We start from the raw sequence: 25,457 nt of genomic DNA on the forward strand, positions 1-25,457 counted from the left end.
TATGTTTCCTGGATAATTAATGAGTGCGGGCGTAAGCGTCCAGCAATTTGCGGTCAATTTTGCCGTTAGGGTTCAGCGGCAACGCGTCTTTTACGATAATTTGTGAAGGCACCATATAGTGGGGAACCACTTTCGACAGCGAGGTTTTGATCGTATCCGGTGCCATTTCCGTCACGCAGAACGCGGCAATACGCAGCACGCTGCCGCAGGGTTTCATCAGCGGCATCACTACCGCTTCATTAATGCCGGACATGGCCAGCAGACGGTTTTCGATCTCGTTGATTTCAATACGGTAGCCATTCAGTTTGACCTGACTATCGTTGCGACCCTGGCAATAGATCATCCCCGCTGCATAACCCAGATCGCCGGTCCGGTAGCCGCGACACGCGTCATCTTCCCGATGCAGTAATTTTGCCGCGTTCTCCTGCGGCAGGCCGAGGTAGCCGCGCATGACGTTTTTACCCCAGATAATCAGCTCGCCCTCGGCGGAAATGTCCATTCTGCTCTCCGGCATCATGACCCCCACCGGCAGCACGGCGCTGTCCTGGTTAAGGATCTCATCCGTAATTTCAACCACCGTCGTCGCGATGGTCGCTTCCGTTGGGCCATAGGAGTTGATGATTTTGGCCTGCGGGAAACGGCGGCGCAGCTGTTTAACCAGCGCTTTATTGAGCACTTCACCAATGAAGATAAAGACGCCGAGTTCAGGCAAATACTCGCTGTTAAACTGCGGGGACAGCAGCTGCTGGTAGGCAAAAGAGGGCGTGGACACCCAGGCGGAGACCGCGTTGCTTTTGAGTCGCGCCAGCCAGTTCTCTTTCTGAATATCCTCTTTGGCGTTGAGCACGATGTGTCCGCCCATCGCCAGGTTCGCCAGCAAAGGGATCAGGGAGAGGTCAAAGCTGAACACCGCGTGGTTCATCAGCACCGGTTTTGCCGGTAGGGAAAAATCCTGGCTGACCCATTTCATGAAGTGCCAGACGCTCTCGCGTCCAATCTGCACGCCTTTCGGTTTGCCGGTGCTGCCTGAGGTAAACATGATATAGGCCAGATCCTGCTCTTCCAGGACCTTGCCCGCTTCACCGGTGGCAATAAACTGCCGGGTTGCCACGTCGTAATAGTAAGGGACACTGGCCAGGCTACAAATCTCCCGGAGCCGCTCCTGCGGGTAGATGCAATCCACCGGGATGTACGGAATGTTGTGCAACAGGCAGCTATAAATCGCCACGGCGAACTCGGCCTGCTGATGACCATATAATACGACCGGTGTGCCTTCGATGGGCTTGCAGCGTTGATAGCGTTCCGCCCAGTCCATCACGGCGGCTGAAAGCTGTAGCCAGCTGAGGGTTTCGTCGCTACCAGTGATGGCCAGCTGCTGCGGGGAGGCGGGATCGCGCAATGCCGCACGTAAGAAATCCTGCAGTTCCTGCAGATCGGTGTGATTTTTCATAGAGGAGACATTCCACTAAAGATGTAAAGGGATCCTGCGGCGCTGCCCAGCGTCAGAATTCGCCCCAAAAACGCCACTGCCGGATACTGCAAACCGCGGTGTAATCCCGGGCTGCGTTTGGCTGACCATAGCAGCATGTTGTGTGCGACAGAAATGGCGCCAAACAGCGCGCCGCTGATGACATAATGGCGTTCCAGGCCATTCCATGCCCCCATGCAGAACAGGGTGCAAAAAATACCGATATTTTGCGCCAGCGTTTTGTTCTGACGGAAAAAGTTGAACTTCATCAGGTTCATATAGACGGGCATAAACACCACATCGCGCAGCCATTCAGACAGGCTGATGTGGAAGCGCCGCCAGAAGTCCTGAGGGTTCTTTGCAAGCAGCGGCATATTGAAGTTTGCCGGAATATTCAGCCCGAATAAGCGCCCGGCACCGATGGCCATATTGCTGTAACCTGCAAAATCAAAGTACAGATAGGCGCTGTAAGCAATCGACATCACCACGCCGACGGTCAGCGAGAATGGCTTATGGCTCCAGGGCTGCACCACAAGCGAATCGATCAGCATGGCAAACAGGAACTTCTGGATGATACCGGTGACGATCAGCTCTAACGCTGTTAAACATTGTTCACGGTTAAGGGTGAATGCGGGTTTATTCACATCGCTCATCCATGTCCGCCAGCGGTACATCGGCCCGGCCAGAATAATAAAGGGCATAAAGAGGTAGCAGAAATAGTGCAGAATATTCTGGCCCTCTTTTTTACTGCGATACAACAGCACATCCACCGCGCGAAAGGTCATAAAAGAGAGACCGATCATGCCGAGATGGTGATTAAAATGTAATTTCACCAAAAACAGGGGCAGCAGCGTTAACACGATCGCCTGCCAGGTTTTTAACCATCCTTTTTCTTTTAACGCGGCGAAAAGATAAAAACAGCCAAATACGATCGCCGGAATACGATAATCGCCCTGAAAAATATAGCCCCAGCCCAATGCTGTCAGGACGGCCAAGGACGATAACCAGGTCAGGCGATGGCGCAGCAGGCGATTAATCAGCGCAAATACCAGTGCCGATGAAAATAAACAGACAAAAAACAGTCCTGAGCTGTACATCATTCGGCCTCAGAATTTCTGATATTCAAAATGCAGTTGCATACTCATGCTGTCATCGACAGCGGTCCACGCGACGATGGTGATCCCAAGCAGGAGATAAAGGAAAAACAGACGGATCGCGATTTTCATTATTTAAAACTCTGTGCAATAAAGCGAAGCATAGGCACCCAGGCCAGTTCAGTCGGGTGCAGTCGGTCCCAGTTCCAGCCATTCTGATAAGGCATAGCGTACATATCTAAATAAGGGATATGGTTCTCTTTCAGAATGGATTGAATTTGCTTATCGTACGGGCGGAAAGTGTCGGTATGGTAAAGCGCCCACGGGTTAACCGGGTCGACGATAGCAATGACCTGCACGTGATGTGCCTTCAGCATCTGGACGGTTTTCCTGAACGCAGCGAATTGGCCGGGCACCACCGGCGTGTCATCCCACTGCTGCGGCTTACCGTCCTCTTCGTAAATCGTTTTGTCCATCCACAGGGTCGCCGCGCTTTGCTGGCGAACTTTATTTAATTCACGGGCATTCGCCAGCTCTTTATTCCAGTCCGGAGTCATGTGGGTGGTTGGCTGTTGCGGCCAGGGTTGCGCCGTCTCAGGCCTGATATTGAGCAGCGACAGCCAGTCGTTTTTTATCAGGGTACAAAAATTAGCGAACTGGAAACCGATCTCATCCCAAATCAGATCGGGGTGCCAGCCGAAGACACGCATTTGCCCAAAGGTTAAATGGCTTATCTCTTTAGCATCAATATGTTTTAAATAATTCATGAGGATCGGACGTGCCTGCGGATCCTTCATCAGGGGATCAAAAACAGAGCCTGGAAAATTATCCGCATAGATAGCGGGTGGCAGACCTTTTGAGTAAAAGCTGTCAGGTGCCAACAATAAAACCACTTTACTGTTTGCGTTAAGGCTATTTTTAAAACGTGAAAACAGTAAAAATTGTGTTTCATCATCGACAAACGCATCGCCATACGCCACGACGGGTTGGTGTAATTGCTGATTAAAATAATGATAGACCGCGTAATGTTCATCTTCGGAGGTGGCAACTTCAGAGGCACCAATGAAGAAAATGGCATTCCCCTCCAGGGCATGGGAAATGGTGGCAATTTTTTCCGCTTGTTCTTTCGGTGTGCCCGCCATGGATTTGATCAGCGGCTGGAATTTAAGCGGCGGATCAAAGCTGGTCACCAGCGGGTGAATGCTGAGGAATAAAATGGCCAGGGCTGCCATCAGGATATGTAAGCAAAACGTATTTTTGATTTTCATCATTAACCAGTAAGACTACATGGCGGCAATTTTCTAAAATCCGTTAATAACCGGCTTTATAACAATTACACAACAAATGGCCGTCTATTTTGGGGCATTCTATACCAGAGCGATTTAGAAGGATGAGCGTTGCCGTGTAACGGTATGTACAAGTGGGAGAGAGCGACGCGGGGATCGGGGAATGAGCGATTTTTTGCGCAGTTAAACGCCAGGGCGTAGAAATAGAAAAATTCCTGCTTTACAAGGCGCTAATAGATGTTTATAGTGCGCCTCACTTTGGAAGCGTGGCCGAGCGGTTGAAGGCACCGGTCTTGAAAACCGGCGACCCGAAAGGGTTCTAGAGTTCGAATCTCTACGCTTCCGCCAAATTCGAAACCCAGGTCGTTATGCGACCTGGGTTTTTTGTTTGTTAAAACCGCCTTAACCGGGAATTCTGGTGCCGGAGTTACTCCGTCGATACTGCAGCGGCGTCTGACGCATCATCTTTTTAAAGCAGGTAATGAAATAGGTCACCTCGCTAAACCCCACTGCCAGTGCAATGGCGTCAACAGGCTCATCGCTGTACCGTAACAGATCGCAGCTGCTTTTAATCCGCCGGGTCAGCAAATATTCGTGGATGCTACCGCCGGTCTGCTGGCGGAAAATGCGTGAGGTATAGCTTCGCGAGAGCCCCAGGTCGTGCGCTAACCGATCGAGCGAAAACTTGCTGGCATAGTGGGCTTCGACCCAGCTCATTATCCGCGAGGCGACGGTCTGCTGGCGCGGCGGGTAGGGCTGCGGCTGCTCGGGCAGACATGTCATGAGCTGCATCACCAGAAATGCCACCTCGCAGGCCTCGGTCTGCGCGTTGTCCTCCAGGCGCTGAAACTGTTCAAGTATTCTCTCAATAAACGCCGCGTGCGTGCTGAGATCGTAAATTTGTGCCGGGAGATTGCTGGCGGCCAGCGAGGCGAAGCGGGCCTGATGGCGCGGAAAGGTGCTGAGCGCGCTTTCGACGACCGATTGCGCAATGTGCATGGTGGTGCGGTGATAGGGGTTCTTATCGCTATGATCGACCTGCACTTTGTGCAAACGGAAGGGCGGGAAGACAAATAAACGCCCCGGACGGGCGGTGTAGTGCTGATTGTCCACCACCACGATGCCATAACCGCTGGAAATATAGAGCAATTCAACGCACTGATGCCAGTGGTAGTAAACCGCGCTGGTGGTGTACATGCGGTTAAATGAAATGGCCTGCCGATCGAGCGTAATGCGTTCCAGCAGTTGCGTTTCACCCATTTTCCCTCCAGGACAACAGATTTAAATTTTTAGACCATCATTTGTAATTTATCCCTCTCTCGATCGACAAAATCCAGCAAAAATGAAATGCCGGTTTAATTTTGTGAGTCTGCTCACTCAGCACCGGGAATAAAAGCGGTTACTCTTCATTCAGACGTCGCACTTGTGGCTTTAAAAAGCCAAATAACAATAACTTATCTCTACCCTCGTGTTATGCGGGAGGACCCTGTGCAACCTGAAAATATTCATCTGGATAACCCACTGACGAGCCGTGATGAGGTACTGCGGCTGGTTAACGATATGCTGAACGCGGTGACGCCTTATTTTAAAAAAGACGCCAGCCGCATTGATTTAGCGAACTTTACCGCTCACTACGGCCAGCAGGTCGCGAGCATGGAAACCTTTTCCCGTCTGCTGTGGGGCATCACGCCATTGTTGGCTGGCGGCAGCGAGCCGCAACACTTCTCTTTCTATTTACAGGCGATAAAAAACGGCACCAATCCGCAGCATGCTGATTACTGGGGCGATGTCGGTCCTTTCGATCAGCGAATCGTCGAAATGGCGGCTTACGGGTTACTGCTGGCGCTGGCGGGCGAAACCGTACTGGCACATTTCACTGAGACGGAGAAAGAGAATCTATGGCGCTGGCTAAAGCAGTGCGAGACCCAGGATATCCCCGATAACAACTGGCACTTCTTTCCGATTCTAGTGCAGGTTGGCTTCCATTATTGTGGCATGCCGACCCATCCGCAGGCGCTGGAAAAGCATTTCGCTGCCATGGAGCACTACTATCTTGGAGATGGCTGGTACTCCGATGGACCGGGCCGGCCGCGCGACTATTACATCTCGATGGGCTTCCATTTCTATGGCCTGATTTACGCGAAGCTAATGGCCGATGTTGATCCAACGCGGTGTGCAACCCTGCGCGATCGCGCCGCGCGTTTCTCCTCTGACTTCATTCATTTCTTTGCCGAAGACGGCTCGGCGATCCCGTTTGGCCGTAGCCTGACCTACCGCTTTGCCGAGGCGGCGTTCTGGAGTGCGGCGGCTTTCGCCGGGCTGGAGGTCTTTTCGCCGGGCGTAATTAAGGGCATCGTGCTGCGCCATCTGCGCTGGTGGCTGAAGCAGCCGATATTCGACCGCGACGGCATACTGAGCGTCGGCTACAGCTACCCGAATCTGGCGATGGCGGAAGACTACAACGCGCCCGGTTCACCGTACTGGGGCCTGAAGACCCTGCTGGTACTGGCATTAGATGAGGGCGACGCTTTCTGGCAGGCGGCCGAGCTGCCGCTGCCGCCATTGCCCGCGCAGCACACGATAGCCCACGCGGATCAGGTGGTGGTGCATCAGGCCGATCACCTGTGGATGCTGACGTCCGGCCAGCTGGAGCTGAACAACTTCGTGAATACCGAAGCAAAATACTGCAAATTTGCCTATTCCACCCGCTTTGGCTTCACCCTCGAACGCGGGCGCTACGGCCTGAACCATGCCGCACCCGATTCGATGCTGCTGCTGGCCGAAAAAGATAACTACTGGCGTGGCCGCCGTGAATGCCAGCACGTGGTCACCGCCGACGGTACCATATACAGCCGCTGGCTGCCGTGGCGCGACGTGGTGATTGAGAGCTGGCTGCTGGCGCTGGGCGACTGGCAACTGCGCGTCCATCGTATCAATACTCAACGCGAGCTGGATTGCGCGGAAGGGGGCTTTAGCCTCGCGAACCGCCCACAGCCGCAGGCGCAGGAGATGGAAAGCGCCTGCTGGTTACGCAATGCCCAGGATGCCTCAGCCATTTTCTGTTTACATCCGCACGCCCGCCGCGGCGAAACGGTGGTGACGCCGCCAAACAGTAATCTGTTGTTTGCCGAGCGCGCGGCAGTGCCGCTGCTGCGCGGTGAACTCGACCCCGGCACGCATTTGCTGATAAGCGCGGTGTGGGCGGGAAATGCCGCAGGCTTCGATCCGCAACACTGCCCGCAGGCCTTCATAAGCGATGACGCGGTACGCTTCGTGATGGCACGACAAGAAACGACGCTCGTTCTGGCCCCGGAGACATCGCTATGAGCACATCATCGTCCGTACGCGCCGCACAGTACAAAATGAGTACCTTTATTTTTCTCTACTTCTTCACCTGGTCATCCAGCTTTGGCCTGTACGCCTTGTGGCTGAGCCAGAAAGTGGGCCTCGATAGCATCACTATCGGCAGCGTGTTCGCCATCAATGGCGTCTTCGCGGTTGTCCTGAAGCCGGTGTATGGCTACATCATGGACAAAATCGGCATGAGCAAGTGGCTGCTCTATTTTGTCTGCGCCATTTCTGCGCTGATGGCACCGTTTTTTGCGCTGGTGTACCAGCCGCTGCTGGAAAGCCATGCGATGGCCGGGATTATCATCGGCGCGCTGTATCTGAGCCTGGGCTGGTACGCTGGCGTGGCGGCATCTGAATCTTACGCAGACCGCTTTAGCCGTCTGTACGGGCTGGAGTTTGGCCGCATCAGAATGTGGGGTTCGCTGGGCTGGGCGATGGCGGCTTCGGTCTCCGGGCTGTTGTTTAACGTCACGCCGCTGGCCAACTTTCTGCTCAGCAGCGGTACCTCGGTACTGATGCTGCTGGTGCTGATTAGCCTCAAAATCGGCGATGAGCAGCTGCGTAATAACAGCGTTATTTCCGCCAATAAGATTGTCTTCGCCGATGTGCTGATGCTCCTGAAAAACCGCAAATTCTGGATGTTCAGCCTCTACGTCGCCGGGGTGGCGTGGATGATGTTTATCGCCGAACAGCAATTCCCGCGCTACTTCGTATCATTCTTCGCCACCAAAGAGCAGGGAAATGCCTGGTACGGCTACCTGAGCACCGTCCAGTCGGGTATGGAATTCCTGATGATGATGTGTATCCCGTGGCTGGTGAATCACTACGGCGCCAAGCGCGGCCTGGTGTTCTGCGGCTGCGTGGTAGGGGCTCGGCTGATCGCCTCCGGACTCACCAGTGACCCGATAGTGATCTCTATCATCAAACCGTTTTATGGCGTCGAGATCGCGCTGCTGCTGATCTCGGTCTTCAAATACATCGCCGAACATTTCCATCGTCGGGTTAACGCCACGATGTACCTGCTGGGCTACCAGGCGATGATTTACGTGGGGTCGATTGTGGTCGCCCCACCTGCTGGCTATCTGTACGACAGGATAGGCTTTGAGCATACCTATCTGCTGATGGGCTGCTGCGCCCTGATATTTACGCTGATTTCCGCCTTTACGCTGTCGCGCTGCCAGTCTAAGTGCGATGTCTCACGCCCCTTTGCTCCGGCATTAGATTCCGCCCCGGTTGAACCGGCCAAACATTAATTCAGGAGTTGTTATGACCAAATCTGTTATCACCGAAGCGCTGCGGCCGATCGAACTGCATCAGGTCGATCGCCTGGCCCTGAGCCAGAAGCTGGAAGCGGCGTTAACCCGCGTAACGCGCAAGCTCGACAAAAATATTGTTGCCTTCGGCGATAAATTCCCCGGCGAAGCCTGTGAGAAGGGCGTCTGGCCGCGCACCGATAACGTGGAATGGACCACCAGTTTTTGGCCAGGCCAGCTGTGGCTGGCGTGGGAGATGACGGGCAAAGCGCATTATCGTGACGCCGCCGAGCGCTATTTACCGTCGTTCGCCCGGCGTATTGAGCAGCGTATCGACACGGCAACGCACGATCTTGGTTTTCTCTATTCGCTCTCCTGCATCAGCGCCTGGCGCCTCACCGGCAACGAAGCCGCTCGCCGGTCGGCGCTGCTGGCAGCCGAGCGCCTGATGGAGCGTTTTAACCCAACGGCCAGGATTATCCAGGCATGGGGTGATTTAAACGACCCGGAGCAGCAGGGGCGAATGATCATCGACTGCAACATGAACCTGCCGCTGCTGTACTGGGCCAGCGAACAGACCGGGGATCCGCGCTATGCACAAGCGGCGGCGGCTCACGCCGGACAGGCTGCGAACTATATCGTGCGGGAAGATGCCTCGACGTATCACACATACTATATGGATGTCCAGACGGGTGAGCCGCGCTTTGGTAATACCCATCAGGGCTACAGCGACACCTCGTGCTGGTCGCGCGGGCAGGCATGGGGCATTTACGGCTTCCTGCTCAGCTATCAGCACACCGGCGATAAGCAGATGGTTGAGCTGTCACGCAGCCTGGCACATTACTTCCTCAACCGTTTGCCGGAAGATGATGTGTGCCACTGGGATCTGGCGCTGCTCGGTACTGACGCCGTGCGCGACAGTTCAGCGGCGGCGATTGCCGCTTGCGGTCTGCTGGAGCTGGTCAAGGCGCTGCCGACGCTCGACGCAAACCGTGCGTATTACGAAGAGATGGCGCTGCGTATTGCGCTGTCGCTGACCGATAACTACCTTGCCCACGACGACGATCCGACCGAAGGGCTGCTGCAACACTCGGTTTATCATATGGGCAGCGGCAAGGGGGTCGATCAGTGCTGTAGCTGGGGAGACTATTTCTATCTCGAGCTGCTGGCGCGGCTGCGACAGATTTGGCACCCGTACTGGTAACCCGGAAGCCATGGAGAGCAAAATGAAAAGCGTAGCCGTGCTATTGGCCCCCGGTTTTGAAGAGGGGGAAGCGATCGTCACCATTGATATCCTGCGTCGCCTGAATATTACGGTGCAGACGATTGCCTGCGGCGAGAGCCGCGAAGTGGTGAGCTATCACGCCATCTCAATGGTGGCGGACAGCACCCTGAAGGCCAGTTTCGATTGCACCTTTGACGCCGTAGTGTTACCGGGCGGCCCGGAGGGCAGCGTTAACCTGGCGAAAAGCGCGGAGGTCATCGCCTTCGTCCGCCGCCACGATGAAATGGGCAAATATATCTGCCCGATTTGTTCCGCCGCCGCCCGTGTGCTGGGCGGTAACGGGCTGCTGAAGGGGCGCCGCTACGTCTGTTCCGGCGATCTGTGGAAAACAGTCAGCGAGGGCAGGTACGTCGATGCCGAGGTGGTGGAAGACGGCAATCTGCTGAGCGGTCGCGGCCTGGGTAACGTATTTGATTTCGCCTTTACCCTGGCGGCGCGATTAAAGGGCGATGATGCCCTGGCGCGCGAGCAGGCCAGCCATATTGAGTACGCGTGGCAGGGTAAAGGCGATGTGTGAGTTTCGCCCGGCGGCGCTACGCTTGCACGGGCCTACAATGAATAGTGCAATGTATTGATATTGTTACGAATTGTAGGCCGGGTAAGCACAGCGCCACCCGGCAAGAAGGGCCGCTAAAATGTTGATGTCGTTTTACAGCCCAATCACCAGCTCCCCAGAATGGCTCCGCGAGCAGCACAGCGCCACCTGCTGGTTTGTTGCGCTTTTTTCCGCCTCCGACTGCACGCTGTCCCGGTGATCCACCACGCCGTCAATCACCGGCGTCAGGCAGGCGCCGCAGATCCCCATTTCACAGGACAGCGGTACGTCTACGCCGTTTGCCTGTAAGACCTGGGCAATGGTCTTATCCGCAGGCACCGGCCAGCGCTCCCCGGTGGAGGCCAGTTTAACGGTAAAGATCTCGCCGGTTTCATGACCAGCGGCAGGCGCAGCAGGCTGAAACGCCTCGCTGTGAATGTGGGCGTTATCCCATCCCTTCGTCGTTGCCACATTGCGGACTTTCTCCATAAAACCCGCAGGTCCGCACACCCAGGCATGCAGTCCCGCTTCCGGTATGGGGAGATGTTCTGCCAGCGCTGAGCGGGGGCTGAGGGTATGAATGATGCACTCACCGTACTTTGAGAGTTCCCGAACAAACGCCGCGCTTTCGCGATTTTTAACGTAATAATGTAGCGTAAACGGCGTTCCGGCCGCCTTCAGCTGCAGGGCCATCGCAAACAGCGGCGTAATGCCAATGCCCGCAGCCAGGAGTAAAACCCGCTCTGCCTGAACGAGCGGGAACAGATTGCGTGGGGTGGAGATCGTGAGTTTCTGTCCAGGCCGCAGCGTCTCGTGAACGTAGCGCGACCCGCCGCGCGAGGCGGTTTCGCGCCCCACGCAGATAAGATACCCCTCGTCCTCACAGGCTCCGGTCAGGGAATACTGGCGCACCAGGCCGCAGGGCAGGTGCACATCAATATGCGCGCCGGGCTGCCACGCCGGTAGCGCGGCGCCGTTTTCCGCCACCAGCCTGACGGCGAGGCTTTTATCCCCCTCACGCCACAGCCCATCAACGATAACGCTCAACATATTGGCCTCCGTCATACCAGGAAAAATTCGCCGAATCCCATCTTTTTCAGTCCCCGACGGTAGGCAATCGAGCTTTTATCCGCCGGGATATGGGCTTCGAGCGTCAGATCCAGCGGCAGGCTTTCCGGGCGCTGGGTTTCGACCATCAGACGGTCTTCTTCAAAAATGCGCAGATTGAAGGCATGCACATCTTCCACCGGAATATGCAGATCGAAGTTGCGCGCGATAGGGGCGAACATCCGGGTCACCCGCGATGATACCGGCGACGCGGCGTTCATAATCACCAGTCGGGATTCCCCCGGGAAATGGATCGTCAGCGTGGCGGTAAACGGCAGATGCATTTCAAAATGACGCAGCCACTGGAAGCCCTCCGGAGCCTGGACATCTGAACTGGCGGGATAGTTGCTCACGGAACTCCAGTAATCGGCCACGAAACCGAACGGCGTCTCCTGCGGCTGATAGGTGGGAACCAGTTGATTATTGGGATCGGCAAAGGTATCGGTGTGGATCCAGGCAAAGTGCGCCACGTCCAGAAATCCTTCCACCTGGCGACCGGCGAAGCCATTCACCTCGAACGCCGGGCAGTTAATCTGCTGGAATCCGTCGTCATCCCAGTGCGGCATGGCGGGCAGCGGTACCGGATTGTCCGGGTCAAAGGCCAGACAGGTCCAGATCAGGCCAAAGCGCTCCTCCACGGCGTAGTTAATCAGGTTCAGCTTCGCCGGAACGGGCTGGTCGGGGCTGGACGGGATACGGTTGCAGCGCCCGTCCTCTCCGAAGCGTAAGCCGTGGTACGGACAAATAATGCCGTGCTCATCGTGAAAGCCCAGCGTCAGCGGCACGCCACGGTGCGGACAGACATCCCGGGCGACCACGACCTGGTCGTTAATCCGGTAAATGACCAGCTGTTCATCCAGCAGGGTTGCTTTAACCGGTGCCGGGCCGATGTCGCAGGCGCGTGCAACCGGATGCCAGCATTTCGCCAGGCGCAGCCAGTCCTCTGGCTCAAAGGTGCAGTGGGCGGGTGGAGTCGGTTCTCTTTTCATCGTTGTCCCTCTTGTTCAGCCTAACGGGCCGCCCTGAATGGTCTCGCACAGACCGTTGATGATGCGCTCCCCGGTCTCCTCTTTCAGCTCCTGATACCAGGCCTGCGTCAACGTCATGTCTTTGCCGTGGGTGACGTCGCAGCGTTTGCGCGCCTTCAGCACCAGGTCACGCACCCGGTCGCAGCGCAGCGCTTCGTACTGTCGCAGCGCCAGCGTAATGTTGTGGTTCTCTCGCAGGCATTCGCCCAGCACCACGGCATCTTCCATCGCTGCACAGCCGCCCTGGCCGATATCCGGCGTGGTGCTGTGCCCGGCATCGCCGAGCAGCGCGACGTTGCCGCGCACCAGGGTATCGAACGGTTCGATGTCGTGGATTTCAATCCGGTTAGTGGTGTCAGGATCGAGCGCGGCGATAAGCTTTTGCACCGGCGGCGCCCAGCCGCGGAAGTAGCCCGTGAGATCGGCACGCAGGGTGGTGCGATCTTCTGCCAGACCCGCAGGGAGCGGCACGTCAAAGAAGAAGTAGAAGCGTCCGCCGGAGACGGGCATCAGCGATACGCGTTTGCCCTCACCAACGAAGGTGGTCCACTGGTGCGCCGGGGCAATCTCTTCATCAATCTTCACCAGCCCGTTCCAGTTCACGTAACCGGCGTAGCGGCGCTCCGGCGTATACCCCAGCACATACGGACGAACCGCCGAGTGGCTGCCGTCGGCGGCAATCAGAAAATCCCCGGTTGCCGCGGTGCCATCGGTGAAGGTGACGCTCACGCCCGCGTCATCTTCCCGCACACGTTCGACGCGCTTGCCAAACTGCACGTTATCGCGCCCCCAGAAGTCCAGCATTTCGCGCTGAAGTTCCGCGCGCGAGACGGGGCAGGGACGCCCGCCGGTGCGCTCGACCAGCGGCGCGAGGCTAAAGCGGGTCAGGGTATCGCCGCGCCGGTAATCTTTGTAGGCCATAAAACGCATCGGCCCGCCGTACGTCTCGATGATGTCGCCCATGCCGAGGTGCTGCATGCATTTCACGCCGTTAGGCCAGATGGAGATGGCCGCCCCGACGGGCTTGATCGCTTTGACGGCTTCAAACACGGTACAGTCGATGCCCGCTTTCTTCAGCGCAACAGCGGCGCTCAGGCCGCCAATTCCCGCACCAATAACGATTGCTTTCATGCTTCTCTCCTTTTGCAGGGTGTAAAGCCATTCAGCAATTTGCGTACCAGGCTGCAAAGGGGTGAAAACGGCGTTGTGAAGGGCAGGTTTGCACTGCTAAGGTGCGCAGACGTGGTGAGCTTGCCTTTTTTTGAATCAAAAATTTCCAGTTGAGCTATACGGAATCAACTGTTTCACGCTCAGGCAAAGGAGTGGCGTGGTTTGTGCAATGACCTGAAAGAGGATAATCAAGGAGATACTATGATCGCACTGCACGACTTTAATCGGCTTCCTGAGAAAGAGGCTCTCGCGCGGCTCCACCCCTGCGTGGCGATCTCCGGCTGGGCTGAAGCCCTGGTACGCGGGCGGCCCTACTCCCGCCGGGAAGACGTGTTCAGTAAAGCACTGGCGCTGACGCAATGCTGGGATGAGACGGCGTTAACGCAAGCCCTGAGCGCCCATCCGCGTATCGGGGAAAAGCCAGCGGGTTCCCAGGCGGAGGCAGCACTGTCGCGGCAGGAACAGGGCGCGGTGAATGACCGCGATGCTGCCCTGACGCAGGCGTTACGGGAAGGAAACGCCCGCTATGAAGCCCGTTTCGGACGGGTCTTTCTTATCCGCGCGAAGGGCCGCAGCGGAGAAGAGATCTTACAGGCGCTGAACGCGCGGCTGGAAAACAACGATACGCAGGAAGTATTGACCGCGCTGGAACAGCTGCGGGAAATTACGCTGCTGCGGCTGGAAGGAGTCATTAGCGAATGAGCACACTCAGCACCCATATTCTCGATATTTCAACGGGGAAACCCGCCGAGGGCGTGACGGTTCATCTTGAGCGGGACGGGGAGATCATGGCGACTGGCGTCACGAACGCCAGTGGGCGCATCACAGAATTCGTCCCGAACCTGGCAAAAGGCCGCTACCGGCTGGTGGCCGAAATCGGTAAGTGGTTTAGCGACACAGGCCGCGAGACGATCTATCCCTGCGCGCAGATTGAGTTTGTGACGGGAGAATCGGCAGACGAGCATTTCCATCTGCCGTTTGTGATTGCGCCCGGCGGCTGGTCAACCTACCGGGGCAGCTGACCACACCTGCACGCCGTTGACCCAGGTTTCGCTGATGTTGCGCTCATCGCCCAGGGTCATCAGCACAAAGAGCTGCTCGTAAATGTCCTGGCAGCGGCGATTGCGCAGGCGCTGCAGCGGCGTTATGTCCGGGTCGATGACGACGAAATCCGCCTCTTTGCCGGGCGTGAAGTTGCCAATCTTCTCGTCAAGCCGGAGGGCGTGCGCGCCGCCCAGCGTGGCGTGGTAAAACGCCTCGCTGGCGCGGAGACGGTAGCTCTGGAGCTGACCCACCTTGTACGCTTCCCCCAGGGTACGCAGCATGCTGAAGGTGGTGCCCGCACCCACGTCAGTGCCGATGCCCATCCGCACTCTGTGCTGCCAGCAGGCGGGCAGGCGAAACAGCCCGCTACCGAGAAACAGGTTCGAGGTGGGGCAAAACGCCACCGCCGAACCGGTGTCATGCAGGCATTGCCACTCGCTGTGGTGCAGGTGGATGGCGTGGGCAAACACGCTGCGCTCGCCGGTCAGGCCGTAGTGGTGATACACGTCCAGATAGCGTTCATGCTCCGGCCAGAGGTCGCTCACCCAGGCCACTTCGTTTGGGTTTTCGCTCAGATGGGTTTGCAGCCAGGTATCCGGAAACTCCTCTCTCAGCAGGCTGACCGCGGCGAGCAACTCGGGAGATGACGTCGGAGCAAAGCGTGGCGTAATGGCATAGCCCAGCCGCCCCCGGTGATGCCAGCGCTGGATCAGCTCGCGCGTCTGCCGGTAGCTCTGTTTCGCGTCCTCGCTCAGGTAGTCCGGCGCGTGTCTGTCCATCATCACCTTCCCGGCGATAAGGCGCATGTTGAGGCGAAGCGCCTCAGTAAACAGCCCCTCGACCGATTCCGGATGCAGCGTGCAGAACACCAGCGCGGTGGTGGTGCCATTGCTCACCAGCTGGTTAATGAAAAATTCGGCGATCTCTTTCGCGTAGGCTTCATCGGCAAACTGGCTCTCCACCGGGAAGGTATAGGTGGTCAGCCACTCCAGCAGCTGCTCGCCAAAGGCGCCGATCATCTCCGTTTGCGGATAATGCACATGGGTATCGATAAAACCGGGCAGCAGCAGCTTGCCGCGCAGGTCGGTGTAGCCCTTGTGGGGGTCAAGATACTGCTCGCCCTCCTGCCAGGGCATGTGCGCCAGAATTTTTCCGTTCTGTATAAACAGCAGCCCGTCCTCAAGGTAGCGCGCGTGTTCGGCAATGGTGTCTGCGCTGTCGCAGACCTGGGTAATGTCAAAAAATGTACCGCGTATCGCAGTCTGGTATTCCATCATGGTTCCTGCCTTCGTGTTTGCGTAGCGGGGTGAGAAAGCGCAGCAAGAACAGTGCCAGAATGAACGGGCCGCAGTTACGCTGCGGCCAGAGGAGGAGGGAAGGGTTACTCTTTTTGCGTTGCCACGCGGGAGCTGAACGTCGTCGCGCCTGCTGTCTCGCGATCTTCCCGCGCCAGCCAGCGGTAGGTCACGCCGCCGAGGAAGACGCCGATGAACCAGCTGAAGTTCGCCACCTCATGCAGGGCCGGGATAAAGCTAATCACCAGGCCCACGGCAACGGACGGGATCAGCGCGCCGATGGCTTTCGGGTTAAAGCCGTTGCGATACCAGTATTTGCCCTTTGGCGTGTCATCGAACAGGTCGTCAACCGACACCTTGCCGCGTTTAATCAGGTAGAAATCGGCAATCAGTATGCCAAACAGCGGGCCGATAAACGCCCCGAGCACGTCCAGGGTGTAGTGGATTAACTCCGGTGAGTTGAACAGGTTCCACGGGGTGAGCAGGATCGAGCCGACGGCAGCAATCATTCCCCCGGTGCGGAAGCTGATCTTCTGCGGCGAGCAGTTAGAGAAATCAAAGGCTGGCGAGACAAAGTTCGCCACAATGTTAATCCCGATGGTGGCGGTGATCATCGTCAGCAGGCCAATCGCCACGGCCAGATCGTTACCCACACGGCTGACGGTTTCAATCGGGTCGGTGATCATGCGGCCAAACAGCGACTGGGTACCGGAGACAATCACCACGGTGACGATGGAGAACAGCAGGAAGTTAAACGGCAGACCCCAGCGGTTACCGCGGCGGATCTCCCCCATGCTTTTCCCGTAGCGGGAGAAGTCACCAAAGTTGAGCAGCGGGCCGGAGAAGTAGGAGACCACCAGCGCGGTCGCGGTGATCATCTGCCAGGTTTGCTCGCCCGCGGTCAGGGATTTGCTGGCGAGGGTAAAGGAGATCCCGTCAAAACCGGTCTTGTATACAATCCAGCCCGCAAGGGCCAGCATCACCACGTAGACCGCCGGACCGGCGATATCAATGAAGCGCTTGATGGCGCTCATCCCGTGCCAGAAAACCATCGCCTGCAATACCCACATGATGGCGAAGCAGATCCAGCCCAGATGTGACAGGCCGAGGAACGCGCCGGTGGTGAGTGAAGAGAGCGACGGCCAGAACTTCAGTGCCACCAGCATCAGGGCGTTGGCGGCCAGGTAGGTCTGGATGCCATACCACGCAAAGGCGATAAGCCCGCGGATCACCGCTGGAATGTTCGCCCCAAAGACGCCGAACGCCTGACGGCTGATCACGGCATAGGGCACGCCCGCCATCTGGCTCGGTTTTGCGACCAGGTTGGCGCACAGTTGCACAATACAAATCCCCACCAGCAGGCAGAGTAACACCTGCCAGCTTGCCAGCCCGAGCGTAAAGAAGCTCGCGGCGACCACATATCCCCCCATGCTGTGAACGTCCGACATCCAGAATGAAAAGATGTTGTACCAGCTCCATTTCTGGTCACGCGTGGGTGCCAGATCCTCATTGCAAAGACGTGGGCTGTAAACCGCACCGGAATCAGCGGCCGTACCCTGCTGCGCGTTTTGACTGTTTGGCATGAAACCTGCTCCTGTGAATGAAAACCCGTTGAGTGGGAGTGCAAACGGTGTTGCAGGATCCAGGCCAAAATAATAAATCTTGTATGCAATATTTTATTTTTATGTATACGATTCGATAACGAAAGGTAAAGCACGGAGTGGTGAATGAACAACGTAAATGGCCTGCAGACCGCGCCAGACCTGCATGACAAAGACGAATCCATCTTTCAGGCGCTGATGACCGCAATTGTCGAACATCAGTTGCTGCCGGGGAGCAAATTGCCGGAAGAGGCGCTGGCCGAGGTGTTTGGCGTGAGCCGTACCGGCATCCGAAAGGTGCTGCAACGACTCGCCGCTGTGCAAATGGTCACCTTAACGCCCAAACGTGGTGCACACGTCGCCAGCCCGACGGTAGAAGAGGCGCGGCACATCTTCCGCACTCGCGCGCTGCTGGAGGTCGCTAATCTGCCGGACGTGCTGGCCCACTGCCAGCCGCCGCATCTGGCAGCACTGGAGGCCATTATTCGTCAGGAGCAGCAGGCGCACGAGGCCTATGACGGCCCGGCGGCGATACGCCACTCCGCCAATTTTCACATTCAGCTACAGGCCATCTCCGGCAACCAGGTGCTGACGGAGATGGTGACCGGCCTGAGCCAGCGTTCATCGCTGGTGATTGCCACCTGGGGCGCGCCGTGGCGGCAGGGCTGTCGCTGCAACGATCACGAACAGCTGGTGGATCTGCTGCGCCAGAAGGCGCTCCAGCCGCTCAGCGAGGCCTTAATGCACCATTTTGAACATATCGTCGCCAGCCTCTGCTTCGAGCGGGCGGGCGAGTGTCTGCCTGATTTTGCCCGGCTGTTTGCCGGCCACAAGGAGTCGTAATGTCGTCTGTCTGTATACAAGTGATCAACCCCAACACCAGCCTCGCCATGACGGAAACCATCGGTGCGGCAGCCCGTGCGGTGGCTGCACCGGGAACGGAAATCCTCGCGGTCTGCCCGACCGCAGGCGTGCCGTCCATCGAAGGCCACTTTGACGAGGCCATTGCTGCCGTGGGCGTTCTCGAACAGGTCAAACTCGGCAGACAGCAGGGCGTGGATGGTCACGTTATTGCCTGCTTTGGCGACCCGGGTCTGCTGGCGGCGCGCGAGCTGGCCCAGGGGCCGGTGGTAGGGATTGCTGAAGCCGCCATGCATATGGCGACGCTGGTGGCGACGCGCTTTTCGGTGGTCACCACGCTGCCGCGCACGTTGATTATCGCCCGCCATCTGCTGCATCAGTATGGCTTTCAGGACCACTGCGCGGCGCTGCATGCCATCGATCTCCCGGTGCTGGCGCTGGAAGACGGCAGCGGTCTGGCGCAGGAAAAGGTGCGCGCGCGCTGTATACAGGCGCTGAAAGAGGATGGCTGCGGGGCCATCGTGCTGGGCTGCGGCGGCATGGCGACGCTGGCGCAGGAGCTGACGCGCGAACTGCGCGTGCCGGTTATCGACGGCGTCAGCGCGGCGGTGAAGATGGTGGAGTCGCTGGTGGCGCTGGGGCTGTCGACCAGCAAGCACGGGGATCTGGCCTTCCCGGAAAATAAAGCGTTAAGCGGACAATTTCAGGCACTGAATCCATTTTAATTTTTGGGGGTGGCAATGGGGACTTTTGAACAGGATTACCCGCGTGATCTGCGCGGTTACGCAGGCAACCCACCGCACGCGCGGTGGCCGAATCAGGCGCGCATCGCCGTGCAGTTTGTACTCAATTACGAGGAAGGAGCGGAAAACCACGTTCTGCACGGCGATGCCGGATCCGAGCAGTTCCTGTCGGACATCATCGGTGCCGCAAGCTACCCGGACAGGCACATGTCGATGGACTCGCTCTACGAATACGGCAGCCGCGCCGGGTTCTGGCGCATCCACACTGAATTTCAAAAACGCGGTCTGCCGCTGACGGTCTTTGGCGTAGCGATGGCGCTGGCGCGTCATCCGGAAATCGTCGAAGCGATTAAAGCGGCGGATTATGACGTGGTCAGCCACGGCTGGCGCTGGATCCACTATCAGCATATGAACATCGCCCAGGAGCGCGAGCATCTGCATAAAGCGGTGCACGTGCTGACCGATCTGTTTGGCAAACCGCCCACAGGCTGGTACACCGGGCGCGATAGCCCCAACACGCGCCAGCTGGTCGCGGAGCATGGCGGCTTCGACTACGACAGCGACTACTATGGCGATGACTTACCCTTCTGGACGGAAGTGGCCTGTAGCGACGGGACCCGTAAACCGCACCTGATTGTGCCCTATACGCTGGATGCTAACGATATGCGCTTTGCCACCGCGCAGGGGTTTAACACCGCCGAGCAGTTTTATACGTATCTGAAGGACAGTTTTGACGTGCTGTACGAGGAGGGGAACGCGCGCCGAAAATGATGTCTATCGGCATGCACTGCCGCCTGCTGGGGCGGCCGGGGCGTTTTCGCGCGCTACAGCGGTTCCTGGATTACGTGCAGCAGCATGAGCAGGTGTGGGTCTGTACCCGCCAGCAGATTGCCGACCACTGGCGGGAGGTGCATCCGTTTCTGAAATAATTGTGCGATGTTTTGCCTGGTGGCGGCTGCGCCTTACCCGGCCTACAGGACGTCGCCTGCCCGGTCGCGTTATGACATCAAACTCACCTGCGTCGCCCACAGGCAAACCGCACCCACGGAAACCTAAAAGATCGGCCTGAAGTTGGATGCTCCACTAGTCATTTTCTGGTGTACCCACCACGGGGGCATTAGATTTTTTTGCCTGAATGATTGATTTTACGTCACTTCAGCCGGAAAATCCCTGCACTTTAAATGGAAAAGGAATGAACCGGATGTTCACGCTCTACATGAAATGGGAAGCCCAGCGAATACTGGCGCCGGATGATATTCAGTTCATCCTCACTCCACGTGAAGCACTGGTGATGGCGAGCATATTTTACGAACTGGATTACCTGGAATACGACTACCAGCGTAACCCCCTATGCCATAACAGCGTCCCGAAACGTCGACAAGGCGTTCACCACCGTCACGCGACGCAGCCTTATAAACGCAAGCAGCGTTTCGAATATGACGGACTTTATGATGAAGTGGAATGGAATCTCGAACACGGCTGGATGGTCGGCGTGAACACGGGGGAAAAGTGGGATAAGTATTGCAATCCGTTCTCCTTTGATGACGAATGTAATCTGGTTTATGACTGTTTTATGGACACCTACGGCGAGGGTTTCCCGCAGGAAGTACGCCGGATTTACGATTACGTTCTGAACGAACACCAAGGCAGAAAGCCCGCACCGACAGTTAAACAGCACTATTCCGACGCCCCATTACAGCACGCGCAGGCAGCGGAAACCATCAACAGCAAAGCTGCGGGAAGTCTTCTTGCTGCGGGTGGCATCTACAACGGCAACATAGAGGGATTTCATGAGACCGCAAAGCAGCTAGGCGGCGATGCTCCAGCAGGTTACGATCAGGTTATGGACAACAAAGGGTTAATCATTGCTGCCGCTTCTGTTGCTGCGGGTCTTGGTCTTGGCCGATTAGGAGTTGCCAGTGAGATTAACGATCTCCACGTTCTGGGAAAAGTTGAGGGTGAATATTCGATAATAGAGCCCGGACCATTACCTAAAGAGCTAGCAGAAACCTTTTCCAGTGGTACATACAAAGAGATCTCTCTATCATCAGATACAAGTTTTTATAGAGGTGGTGTTGAGGGGCGACCATTAGGTCAATTTTTCGGATATGAACAACCTCGAGGAGTACTTCAAACAAGGGTAGATAAGGCACTGCTACCTAAATGGCCCAATGGAAGTGAATCTCCTCTTGATAGCTATCACGAGATTCAAATACCCGCAGGAACAAAAGTATATGTTGGAAAGGTAGGTTATCAAACAGACCTTTATTCCGGCGGAACTGAGCAAGTTATAGTGCCTACACCGTGGAAAATACCTGGCATAAAGATACTTGGAAGTGGTGGTTTGAAATGAAAAATGAAATAAAGAAAACGGTAAATGATATCATCACCATACTGTCCTCAAATGATGAGGACGCATGGGCTAAAACATTTGAAAAACTGTGCTTTGAACTCGATGTTGATTATGAGTCATCCATTTACTCATTGAAAAAACTCTACGGTGGAATGGGATCATTTAACGATATTGTTCTTCATAAAAATGAAATACCTCTCATTCGAGAAAATGACGAGTTAGAAGATTTGAGACACAAACTCTACAAGCAACTCGATCATGCTATCGGCTTGTTAAAAGCAGGTTAATTACCATGGCGGCTTATAACGCGCATCGCTAAAAAAGCGCTCAGGGCGATTTCCCGCCCTGAGCAGCAAATCGTTATGACATCAAACTCACCTGCGCCGCCACGATCCGCCACCCACAGGCAAACCGCACCCACGTCTGCTGCTGGCGGCCAATGCGTTCCGTGCCCTCGCGGGTAAACTCGGTGCTGCACACGGCATAATTCTTCCCGAAGGTAGTGATGACGGTGTGACGCAACGTTCGCGCCAGTCCGGCTGACGCGCGCGCCGCACGAAAGGCGCGGATTTCATCAATGCCGTACAGGTTTTCACCTGCCCCCAGACGCACCGTATTTTTGTCGTGCCAGAACAGCTCGTCCAGCACGGCAATGTTGTTGCTCACCAGCGCATCTTCATAGCGGTAAAACGCCGCCGTCACTTCGGCAACCACCCACGGCAGGTTAATGTCATCGTGATTCATCATGCGACCACCTCCGCCGGGCGGGCATCGGTGATGCCACTCTCTTCCAGCACGCGCGCGACGCGCAGGCAGGCCTGCTCGTTAAACGGCGCGGCAATCAGCTGCAGGCCAATCGGCATACCCCGGGCGGTGCGTAGCGGAACGGTGGTCACCGGCAAACCCAGGAACGAAATCGGTTGAGTGAGCATGCCCATGCTGGCGCGAATGGGCAGCGGCTGACCGTTAATCTCCATGGTTTGCTCACCGATCCGCGTGGCGCTACGCGGCGTTGCGGGGGCGATCAGGACATCGGCTTGTTCAAACAAGGCGTTGAACGCCTGACGCGCCTGAGCGCGAAACCGCTGGGCCTGAATATACCAGGCGGAAGGGATCATCGCGCCTGCCAGAAGCCGTTCGCGGGAATGGGGTTCAAAACGCTCAGGCTCGCGGCGAAGCGCGGGCAGGTACTGGTTACCCCCTTCCGAGGCGCTGGTGATAAACGCCGCGGAGCGCGCCAGCCCGGCGTCGGGGAACTGCAGCTCCTCCTGCGCGTCGAGGGCCTTCGCCACCCGCGCCACGGCGTCCCGGGCCTCCGTGTCGCACCAGGTGGTGAAGTAGCCGCCAAGCACCGCACAGCGCAGGCCGTCCAGACCGCGTTCGAGCAGGGGACGCGTCTCCTCGCGCGAGCGTTCTGCCTGAAAACCGTCGCGGGTATCGCGCCCCTGCAGCGCGTCGTACACCGACGCCAGATCGCACACGCGGCGGGCAAAGGGCCCGATATGATCCAGACTCGCGACAAACGGATGGCTACCGGATCGCGACAGGCGGCCAAAGGTGGGTTTCAGGCCATAAATTCCGCACAGGGATGCCGGAACGCGAATGGAGCCGTTGGTGTCGGTGCCGAGCGAAAAATGCACCAGCCCGGCGGCCACGGCGGCGGCTGAACCGCCGGACGAACCGCCCGCGATGCGCGTCAGGTCGTGCGGGTTATGCGTCGCGCCGTAGTGGCTGTTTTCGGTGGTAAAGCCGTAGGCGTAGGCATCCATATTCACCATCCCGGTCAGTAACCCGCCCGCGCTACGCAGCTGACGTACGGCAAAACTGTCAGTGGCCGCGGGAGGGCGCTGGCTGAACAGCTCGGCCCCGGCGAGGGTAGTATGCCCGGCAACGTCAAACAGGTTTTTCACCGCATAGGGCACGCCCGCCAGCGGTGGCAGGGGGCGCTTTTCGCGGCGCAGGGTGTCGATATTCGCGGCCTCGGCGAGCATGCGCGCTTCCGTCACGGCGGTCCAGGCGTTGATCTGCGGGTTCACGCGCGCTATCGCCTCCAGCGTCTGACGGGCAATCTCATGGGCGCTCAGCTCGCCCGCGCTCAGCGCCCGCTGGATTGCGCTGATACTCATCTCGTGTAGCGTCATGCTTTATACACTCCTGCGATCTCCAGACGGTCATCGAGCGGCAGCGCCATCAATGGAGCGGCCATGCTGGCAATGCGGCTGAACTGTACCTGTAGCTCGGCGCGGCGGGCATCATCCAGCGTCACGCCAAGAACGGTCTCCATTTGCGCGAGATAGGCATGCCAGTCGGGTTGTTGTGTCGTCATTATTCTCTCCTCAAAATCCGGCGGCCGCGCCGTTGCTGCGCGGATCAAACGCTCCTTCAAACAGCCCGTTGGGGTGGCGAACAATCGCCCCCGCGTGGCCCATGGCTTCACTGAAGTCCGGGAAGATCTCCACGTCGTGTCCACGCGCCCTGAGCTGTGACACGGTCTCACCCGAAAAGCGTCCTTCCAGTTTTAACGTGTCCGACGTTTGTCCCCAGGTACGCCCCAGCAGCCAGCGCGGGCGAGCGATGCTCTCCTGCAGGGGCGCGCCCTGGACCACATAGCGGGTAAACAGCGTGGCCTGGGTTTGCGGCTGTCCGTCGCCGCCCATCGAGCCATAGACCATCACGCGCCCGTCCTTGAGGCGCGCCGCCGCCGGGTTCAGGGTGTGGAAAGGCTGTTTGCCCGGCGCGAGGGCCAGAAGATGACTGGGGTCGAGACTGAACGATGCGCCCCGGTTCTGCCAGACGATGCCGGTATCGGGCAGTACCACGCCGCTGCCAAATTCGTGATAAATACTCTGGATAAACGACACGGCAAGCCCGCTGTTATCCATCACGCCCATCCACACCGTATCGCCGGGACCTTTGCCGGTGCCCCACGATGCGGCACGGCTGTCGTCAACCCTGTCGGCAAGCGCCTGAAGGGCGGTGGGTGCCAGCAGTGCCTGAATATCCGTTTTCAGCTCGCGCGGATCGGTAATGTGCGCATCGCGCAGGCCAAAGGCCAGCTTGGTGGCTTCAACAATACGGTGAATCGTCCCCGCATCGTCAGCCTCCGCCATATTCAGGCGGTCTGTGATGCCGAGTATCGCCAGCGACACCAGCCCCTGCGTCGGCGGGGCGTGGTTATAAATTTCTCCCTGCTGATGCTGCAACTTCAGCGGCGTGGTGCGCCGGGCGACGTGGGCGTGTAGATCGGCCAGCGTGACCGGCAGGCCCAGCGTCTCCATACCCTGCGCCAGCACCTCCGCCAGCGGGCCGCGATAAAAACTGTCCAGACCGTCTTCCACCAGGCGCGAAAGGGTCGTGGCCATGGCGGGCTGGTAAAAACGGCTCCCGACCGGCGGTGGCTTGCCGTCCACCAGCCAGGTTTCGGCAAAGCCGGGAACGTCCTTTAGCTCGTCAAATTTACTGGCGGTGGCATGCGCCTGTGACGCCGTGACCGGGGTACCGTTTTGCGCGTACTCAATGGCGTCGGCCAGCAGGCGGGACAGCGGCAGCGCCTTGCCCGTCATCTCGCGCGAGACCTTCAGCGCCTCGTCCCAGCCGCTCACCGTGCCGGCAACGGTCAACGCCGCCTGAGGGCCGCGATGGGGGATATGCGGGAGCCCGTCGTAGGCCGCGAGCGTCGCACGCGATCCCGCCGCACCGCTGGCATCAATGGCGATCGGATCCCCTTCCGGCGGCACGATAAGCCAGAAGCCATCGCCACCCAGCCCGTTCATGTGCGGGTAAACTACGGCAATGGTGGCCGCCGCCGCGACCATGGCTTCTATCGCGCTGCCGCCTTCGCGCAGGACGGCCAGCGCACTCTGGCTGGCAAGGTGGTGGGGGGCAACAGCCATCCCGTGTGTGGAGACATTACTTTGCATGAAGCGTCCTCATAACCCTGAAAGTCACAAGGTGCTGCAAAAGCTGTTCCAGTTCTGAATAAA

Annotated in this window: 22 protein-coding genes, 1 tRNA gene and 2 pseudogenes; 12 read left to right on the forward strand and 13 right to left on the reverse strand. The window is 57.6% G+C overall.

The features are described 5' to 3' along the window. Positions 1-16 precede the first annotated feature (16 nt). From ACMGGM_RS21125 to ACMGGM_RS21135, 3 genes are all read right to left on the reverse strand, one after another. Positions 17-1,450 carry an AMP-binding protein gene (locus tag ACMGGM_RS21125; protein ID WP_048996928.1) on the reverse strand — a complete coding sequence of 478 codons (1,434 nt, stop codon included), beginning with the start codon at positions 1,448-1,450 and terminating at the stop codon, positions 17-19. Continuing rightward, on the reverse strand, positions 1,447-2,565 hold the full coding sequence (locus tag ACMGGM_RS21130; RefSeq protein WP_414149179.1) for an MBOAT family O-acyltransferase: 1,119 nt from the start codon (positions 2,563-2,565) through the stop codon (positions 1,447-1,449). The genes ACMGGM_RS21125 and ACMGGM_RS21130 overlap by 4 nt, the downstream gene beginning before the upstream one ends. 128 nt (positions 2,566-2,693) lie before the next feature. Continuing rightward, positions 2,694-3,830, reverse strand: coding sequence for a D-alanyl-lipoteichoic acid biosynthesis protein DltD (locus tag ACMGGM_RS21135; protein WP_213783734.1), 1,137 nt, complete (start codon positions 3,828-3,830; stop codon positions 2,694-2,696). 278 nt (positions 3,831-4,108) lie between these two features. On the opposite strand from ACMGGM_RS21135, the gene ACMGGM_RS21140 reads away from it, so the two are divergent. Beyond that, positions 4,109-4,196, forward strand: a tRNA-Ser gene (locus ACMGGM_RS21140). Positions 4,197-4,250: 54 nt separating this feature from the next. Here the strand turns inward: ACMGGM_RS21140 and ACMGGM_RS21145 are convergent. Beyond that, complete coding sequence (locus ACMGGM_RS21145) at positions 4,251-5,108, reverse strand: AraC family transcriptional regulator (protein WP_032637038.1); 858 nt, start codon at positions 5,106-5,108, stop codon at positions 4,251-4,253. A 228-nt stretch (positions 5,109-5,336) separates the two neighbouring features. Between ACMGGM_RS21145 and ACMGGM_RS21150 the strand changes: the two genes are divergently transcribed. The 4 genes from ACMGGM_RS21150 to ACMGGM_RS21165 are packed head-to-tail and all read left to right on the forward strand — an operon-like array spanning position 5,337 to position 10,254. After that, positions 5,337-7,175, forward strand: a complete 1,839-nt coding sequence (locus ACMGGM_RS21150; protein WP_063666683.1) for a DUF2264 domain-containing protein — start codon at positions 5,337-5,339, stop codon at positions 7,173-7,175. After that, complete coding sequence (locus ACMGGM_RS21155; protein WP_014883276.1) at positions 7,172-8,452, forward strand: oligosaccharide MFS transporter; 1,281 nt, start codon at positions 7,172-7,174, stop codon at positions 8,450-8,452. The genes ACMGGM_RS21150 and ACMGGM_RS21155 overlap by 4 nt, the downstream gene beginning before the upstream one ends. A gap of 13 nt (positions 8,453-8,465) precedes the next feature. Beyond that, entirely contained in the window at positions 8,466-9,656 is a 1,191-nt protein-coding gene (locus ACMGGM_RS21160; protein WP_414149073.1) for a glycoside hydrolase family 88 protein, read from the forward strand. Between the two features lie 22 nt (positions 9,657-9,678). Beyond that, positions 9,679-10,254: a DJ-1/PfpI family protein gene (locus ACMGGM_RS21165; RefSeq protein WP_414149074.1), complete on the forward strand. Its 576-nt coding sequence runs from the start codon at positions 9,679-9,681 to the stop codon at positions 10,252-10,254. Between the two features lie 132 nt (positions 10,255-10,386). Here the strand turns inward: ACMGGM_RS21165 and ACMGGM_RS21170 are convergent, their stop codons facing one another. From ACMGGM_RS21170 to hpxO, 3 genes are read right to left on the reverse strand one after another with little or no spacing between them, the layout of a single operon-like run. Next, a complete protein-coding gene (locus ACMGGM_RS21170) occupies positions 10,387-11,322 on the reverse strand; it encodes a PDR/VanB family oxidoreductase (protein ID WP_414149075.1) in 936 nt (311 codons plus the stop codon). Positions 11,323-11,333: 11 nt separating this feature from the next. Beyond that, positions 11,334-12,368: a molybdenum cofactor-independent xanthine hydroxylase subunit HpxD gene (gene hpxD, locus ACMGGM_RS21175; protein ID WP_014883280.1), complete on the reverse strand. Its 1,035-nt coding sequence runs from the start codon at positions 12,366-12,368 to the stop codon at positions 11,334-11,336. A gap of 15 nt (positions 12,369-12,383) precedes the next feature. After that, on the reverse strand, positions 12,384-13,538 hold the full coding sequence (gene hpxO, locus ACMGGM_RS21180; RefSeq protein WP_023337051.1) for an FAD-dependent urate hydroxylase HpxO: 1,155 nt from the start codon (positions 13,536-13,538) through the stop codon (positions 12,384-12,386). A gap of 240 nt (positions 13,539-13,778) precedes the next feature. Here hpxO and uraD point away from each other — a divergent pair, with 240 nt between their 5' ends. Next, a complete protein-coding gene (uraD, locus tag ACMGGM_RS21185) occupies positions 13,779-14,279 on the forward strand; it encodes a 2-oxo-4-hydroxy-4-carboxy-5-ureidoimidazoline decarboxylase (RefSeq protein WP_414149076.1) in 501 nt (166 codons plus the stop codon). Beyond that, positions 14,276-14,599: a hydroxyisourate hydrolase gene (uraH, locus tag ACMGGM_RS21190; RefSeq protein ID WP_023332642.1), complete on the forward strand. Its 324-nt coding sequence runs from the start codon at positions 14,276-14,278 to the stop codon at positions 14,597-14,599. Before uraD ends, uraH begins: the two co-directional genes overlap by 4 nt. On the opposite strand, the gene guaD is transcribed toward uraH, so the two are convergent. Together guaD and ACMGGM_RS21200 are read right to left on the reverse strand one after the other, a co-directional pair. Next, positions 14,579-15,895, reverse strand: coding sequence for a guanine deaminase (gene guaD, locus ACMGGM_RS21195; protein ID WP_414149077.1), 1,317 nt, complete (start codon positions 15,893-15,895; stop codon positions 14,579-14,581). The two genes, uraH and guaD, sit on opposite strands and share 21 nt — an antisense overlap. A 107-nt stretch (positions 15,896-16,002) precedes the next feature. Then, the gene (locus tag ACMGGM_RS21200) at positions 16,003-17,499 is read right to left on the reverse strand and encodes an NCS1 family nucleobase:cation symporter-1 (protein ID WP_414149078.1); all 1,497 of its coding nucleotides are present in this window, start codon (positions 17,497-17,499) and stop codon (positions 16,003-16,005) included. Between the two features lie 144 nt (positions 17,500-17,643). Here ACMGGM_RS21200 and ACMGGM_RS21205 point away from each other — a divergent pair, with 144 nt between their 5' ends. The 5 genes and pseudogenes from ACMGGM_RS21205 (at position 17,644) to ACMGGM_RS21225 (ending at position 21,761) form a co-directional block, all read left to right on the forward strand. Beyond that, positions 17,644-18,360 carry a GntR family transcriptional regulator gene (locus tag ACMGGM_RS21205; protein WP_014883286.1) on the forward strand — a complete coding sequence of 239 codons (717 nt, stop codon included), beginning with the start codon at positions 17,644-17,646 and terminating at the stop codon, positions 18,358-18,360. Next, positions 18,360-19,231: pseudogene (locus tag ACMGGM_RS21210) on the forward strand (aspartate/glutamate racemase family protein); the annotation flags it as partial. The gene ACMGGM_RS21205 and the pseudogene ACMGGM_RS21210, both read left to right, overlap by 1 nt. Then, positions 19,152-20,050, forward strand: a pseudogene (puuE, locus tag ACMGGM_RS21215) (allantoinase PuuE). The pseudogenes ACMGGM_RS21210 and puuE, both read left to right, overlap by 80 nt. A gap of 272 nt (positions 20,051-20,322) precedes the next feature. Next, positions 20,323-21,474, forward strand: a complete 1,152-nt coding sequence (locus ACMGGM_RS21220) for a hypothetical protein (RefSeq protein WP_045134631.1) — start codon at positions 20,323-20,325, stop codon at positions 21,472-21,474. Then, a complete protein-coding gene (locus ACMGGM_RS21225) occupies positions 21,471-21,761 on the forward strand; it encodes a DUF6966 domain-containing protein (RefSeq protein WP_063943486.1) in 291 nt (96 codons plus the stop codon). The genes ACMGGM_RS21220 and ACMGGM_RS21225 overlap by 4 nt, the downstream gene beginning before the upstream one ends. Before the next feature lie 73 nt (positions 21,762-21,834). On the opposite strand, the gene hpxZ is transcribed toward ACMGGM_RS21225, so the two are convergent. Genes hpxZ through hpxW form a run of 4 tightly spaced genes read right to left on the reverse strand, consistent with a single transcriptional unit; the run spans position 21,835 to position 25,394 of the window. Continuing rightward, the gene (gene hpxZ, locus ACMGGM_RS21230) at positions 21,835-22,221 is read right to left on the reverse strand and encodes an oxalurate catabolism protein HpxZ (RefSeq protein WP_045134629.1); all 387 of its coding nucleotides are present in this window, start codon (positions 22,219-22,221) and stop codon (positions 21,835-21,837) included. Next, positions 22,218-23,615, reverse strand: coding sequence for an AtzE family amidohydrolase (locus tag ACMGGM_RS21235; RefSeq protein WP_045134628.1), 1,398 nt, complete (start codon positions 23,613-23,615; stop codon positions 22,218-22,220). Before ACMGGM_RS21235 ends, hpxZ begins: the two co-directional genes overlap by 4 nt. Beyond that, positions 23,612-23,800, reverse strand: a complete 189-nt coding sequence (gene hpxX, locus ACMGGM_RS21240) for an oxalurate catabolism protein HpxX (RefSeq protein ID WP_023332649.1) — start codon at positions 23,798-23,800, stop codon at positions 23,612-23,614. The genes ACMGGM_RS21235 and hpxX overlap by 4 nt, the downstream gene beginning before the upstream one ends. 10 nt (positions 23,801-23,810) lie before the next feature. Then, positions 23,811-25,394 carry an oxamate amidohydrolase gene (gene hpxW / locus ACMGGM_RS21245; protein ID WP_045134627.1) on the reverse strand — a complete coding sequence of 528 codons (1,584 nt, stop codon included), beginning with the start codon at positions 25,392-25,394 and terminating at the stop codon, positions 23,811-23,813. Between the last annotated feature and the right edge of the window lie 63 nt (positions 25,395-25,457).

Origin of the sequence: Enterobacter sp. BNK-14 (assembly GCF_047456095.1) — a bacterium.
Classification (GTDB): Bacteria; Pseudomonadota; Gammaproteobacteria; order Enterobacterales; family Enterobacteriaceae; genus Enterobacter; species Enterobacter kobei.

What these genes read in the sequence shown, in the direction of transcription:
- ACMGGM_RS21170 (WP_414149075.1), bottom strand. Translation starts at nt 11,322, where the DNA reads ATGTTGAGCGTTATCGTTGATGGGCTGTGGCGTGAGGGGGATAAAAGC.
- hpxW (WP_045134627.1), bottom strand. Translation starts at nt 25,394, where the DNA reads ATGCAAAGTAATGTCTCCACACACGGGATGGCTGTTGCCCCCCACCAC.
- ACMGGM_RS21155 (WP_014883276.1), top strand. Translation starts at nt 7,172, where the DNA reads ATGAGCACATCATCGTCCGTACGCGCCGCACAGTACAAAATGAGTACC.
- hpxD (WP_014883280.1), bottom strand. Translation starts at nt 12,368, where the DNA reads ATGAAAAGAGAACCGACTCCACCCGCCCACTGCACCTTTGAGCCAGAG.
- ACMGGM_RS21135 (WP_213783734.1), bottom strand. Translation starts at nt 3,830, where the DNA reads ATGAAAATCAAAAATACGTTTTGCTTACATATCCTGATGGCAGCCCTG.
- hpxO (WP_023337051.1), bottom strand. Translation starts at nt 13,538, where the DNA reads ATGAAAGCAATCGTTATTGGTGCGGGAATTGGCGGCCTGAGCGCCGCT.
- ACMGGM_RS21165 (WP_414149074.1), top strand. Translation starts at nt 9,679, where the DNA reads ATGAAAAGCGTAGCCGTGCTATTGGCCCCCGGTTTTGAAGAGGGGGAA.
- ACMGGM_RS21160 (WP_414149073.1), top strand. Translation starts at nt 8,466, where the DNA reads ATGACCAAATCTGTTATCACCGAAGCGCTGCGGCCGATCGAACTGCAT.
- ACMGGM_RS21235 (WP_045134628.1), bottom strand. Translation starts at nt 23,615, where the DNA reads ATGACGCTACACGAGATGAGTATCAGCGCAATCCAGCGGGCGCTGAGC.
- uraH (WP_023332642.1), top strand. Translation starts at nt 14,276, where the DNA reads ATGAGCACACTCAGCACCCATATTCTCGATATTTCAACGGGGAAACCC.
- guaD (WP_414149077.1), bottom strand. Translation starts at nt 15,895, where the DNA reads ATGGAATACCAGACTGCGATACGCGGTACATTTTTTGACATTACCCAG.
- ACMGGM_RS21200 (WP_414149078.1), bottom strand. Translation starts at nt 17,499, where the DNA reads ATGCCAAACAGTCAAAACGCGCAGCAGGGTACGGCCGCTGATTCCGGT.
- ACMGGM_RS21225 (WP_063943486.1), top strand. Translation starts at nt 21,471, where the DNA reads ATGAAAAATGAAATAAAGAAAACGGTAAATGATATCATCACCATACTG.
- uraD (WP_414149076.1), top strand. Translation starts at nt 13,779, where the DNA reads ATGATCGCACTGCACGACTTTAATCGGCTTCCTGAGAAAGAGGCTCTC.
- ACMGGM_RS21130 (WP_414149179.1), bottom strand. Translation starts at nt 2,565, where the DNA reads ATGTACAGCTCAGGACTGTTTTTTGTCTGTTTATTTTCATCGGCACTG.
- hpxZ (WP_045134629.1), bottom strand. Translation starts at nt 22,221, where the DNA reads ATGATGAATCACGATGACATTAACCTGCCGTGGGTGGTTGCCGAAGTG.
- ACMGGM_RS21145 (WP_032637038.1), bottom strand. Translation starts at nt 5,108, where the DNA reads ATGGGTGAAACGCAACTGCTGGAACGCATTACGCTCGATCGGCAGGCC.
- ACMGGM_RS21220 (WP_045134631.1), top strand. Translation starts at nt 20,323, where the DNA reads ATGTTCACGCTCTACATGAAATGGGAAGCCCAGCGAATACTGGCGCCG.
- ACMGGM_RS21205 (WP_014883286.1), top strand. Translation starts at nt 17,644, where the DNA reads ATGAACAACGTAAATGGCCTGCAGACCGCGCCAGACCTGCATGACAAA.
- hpxX (WP_023332649.1), bottom strand. Translation starts at nt 23,800, where the DNA reads ATGACGACACAACAACCCGACTGGCATGCCTATCTCGCGCAAATGGAG.
- ACMGGM_RS21125 (WP_048996928.1), bottom strand. Translation starts at nt 1,450, where the DNA reads ATGAAAAATCACACCGATCTGCAGGAACTGCAGGATTTCTTACGTGCG.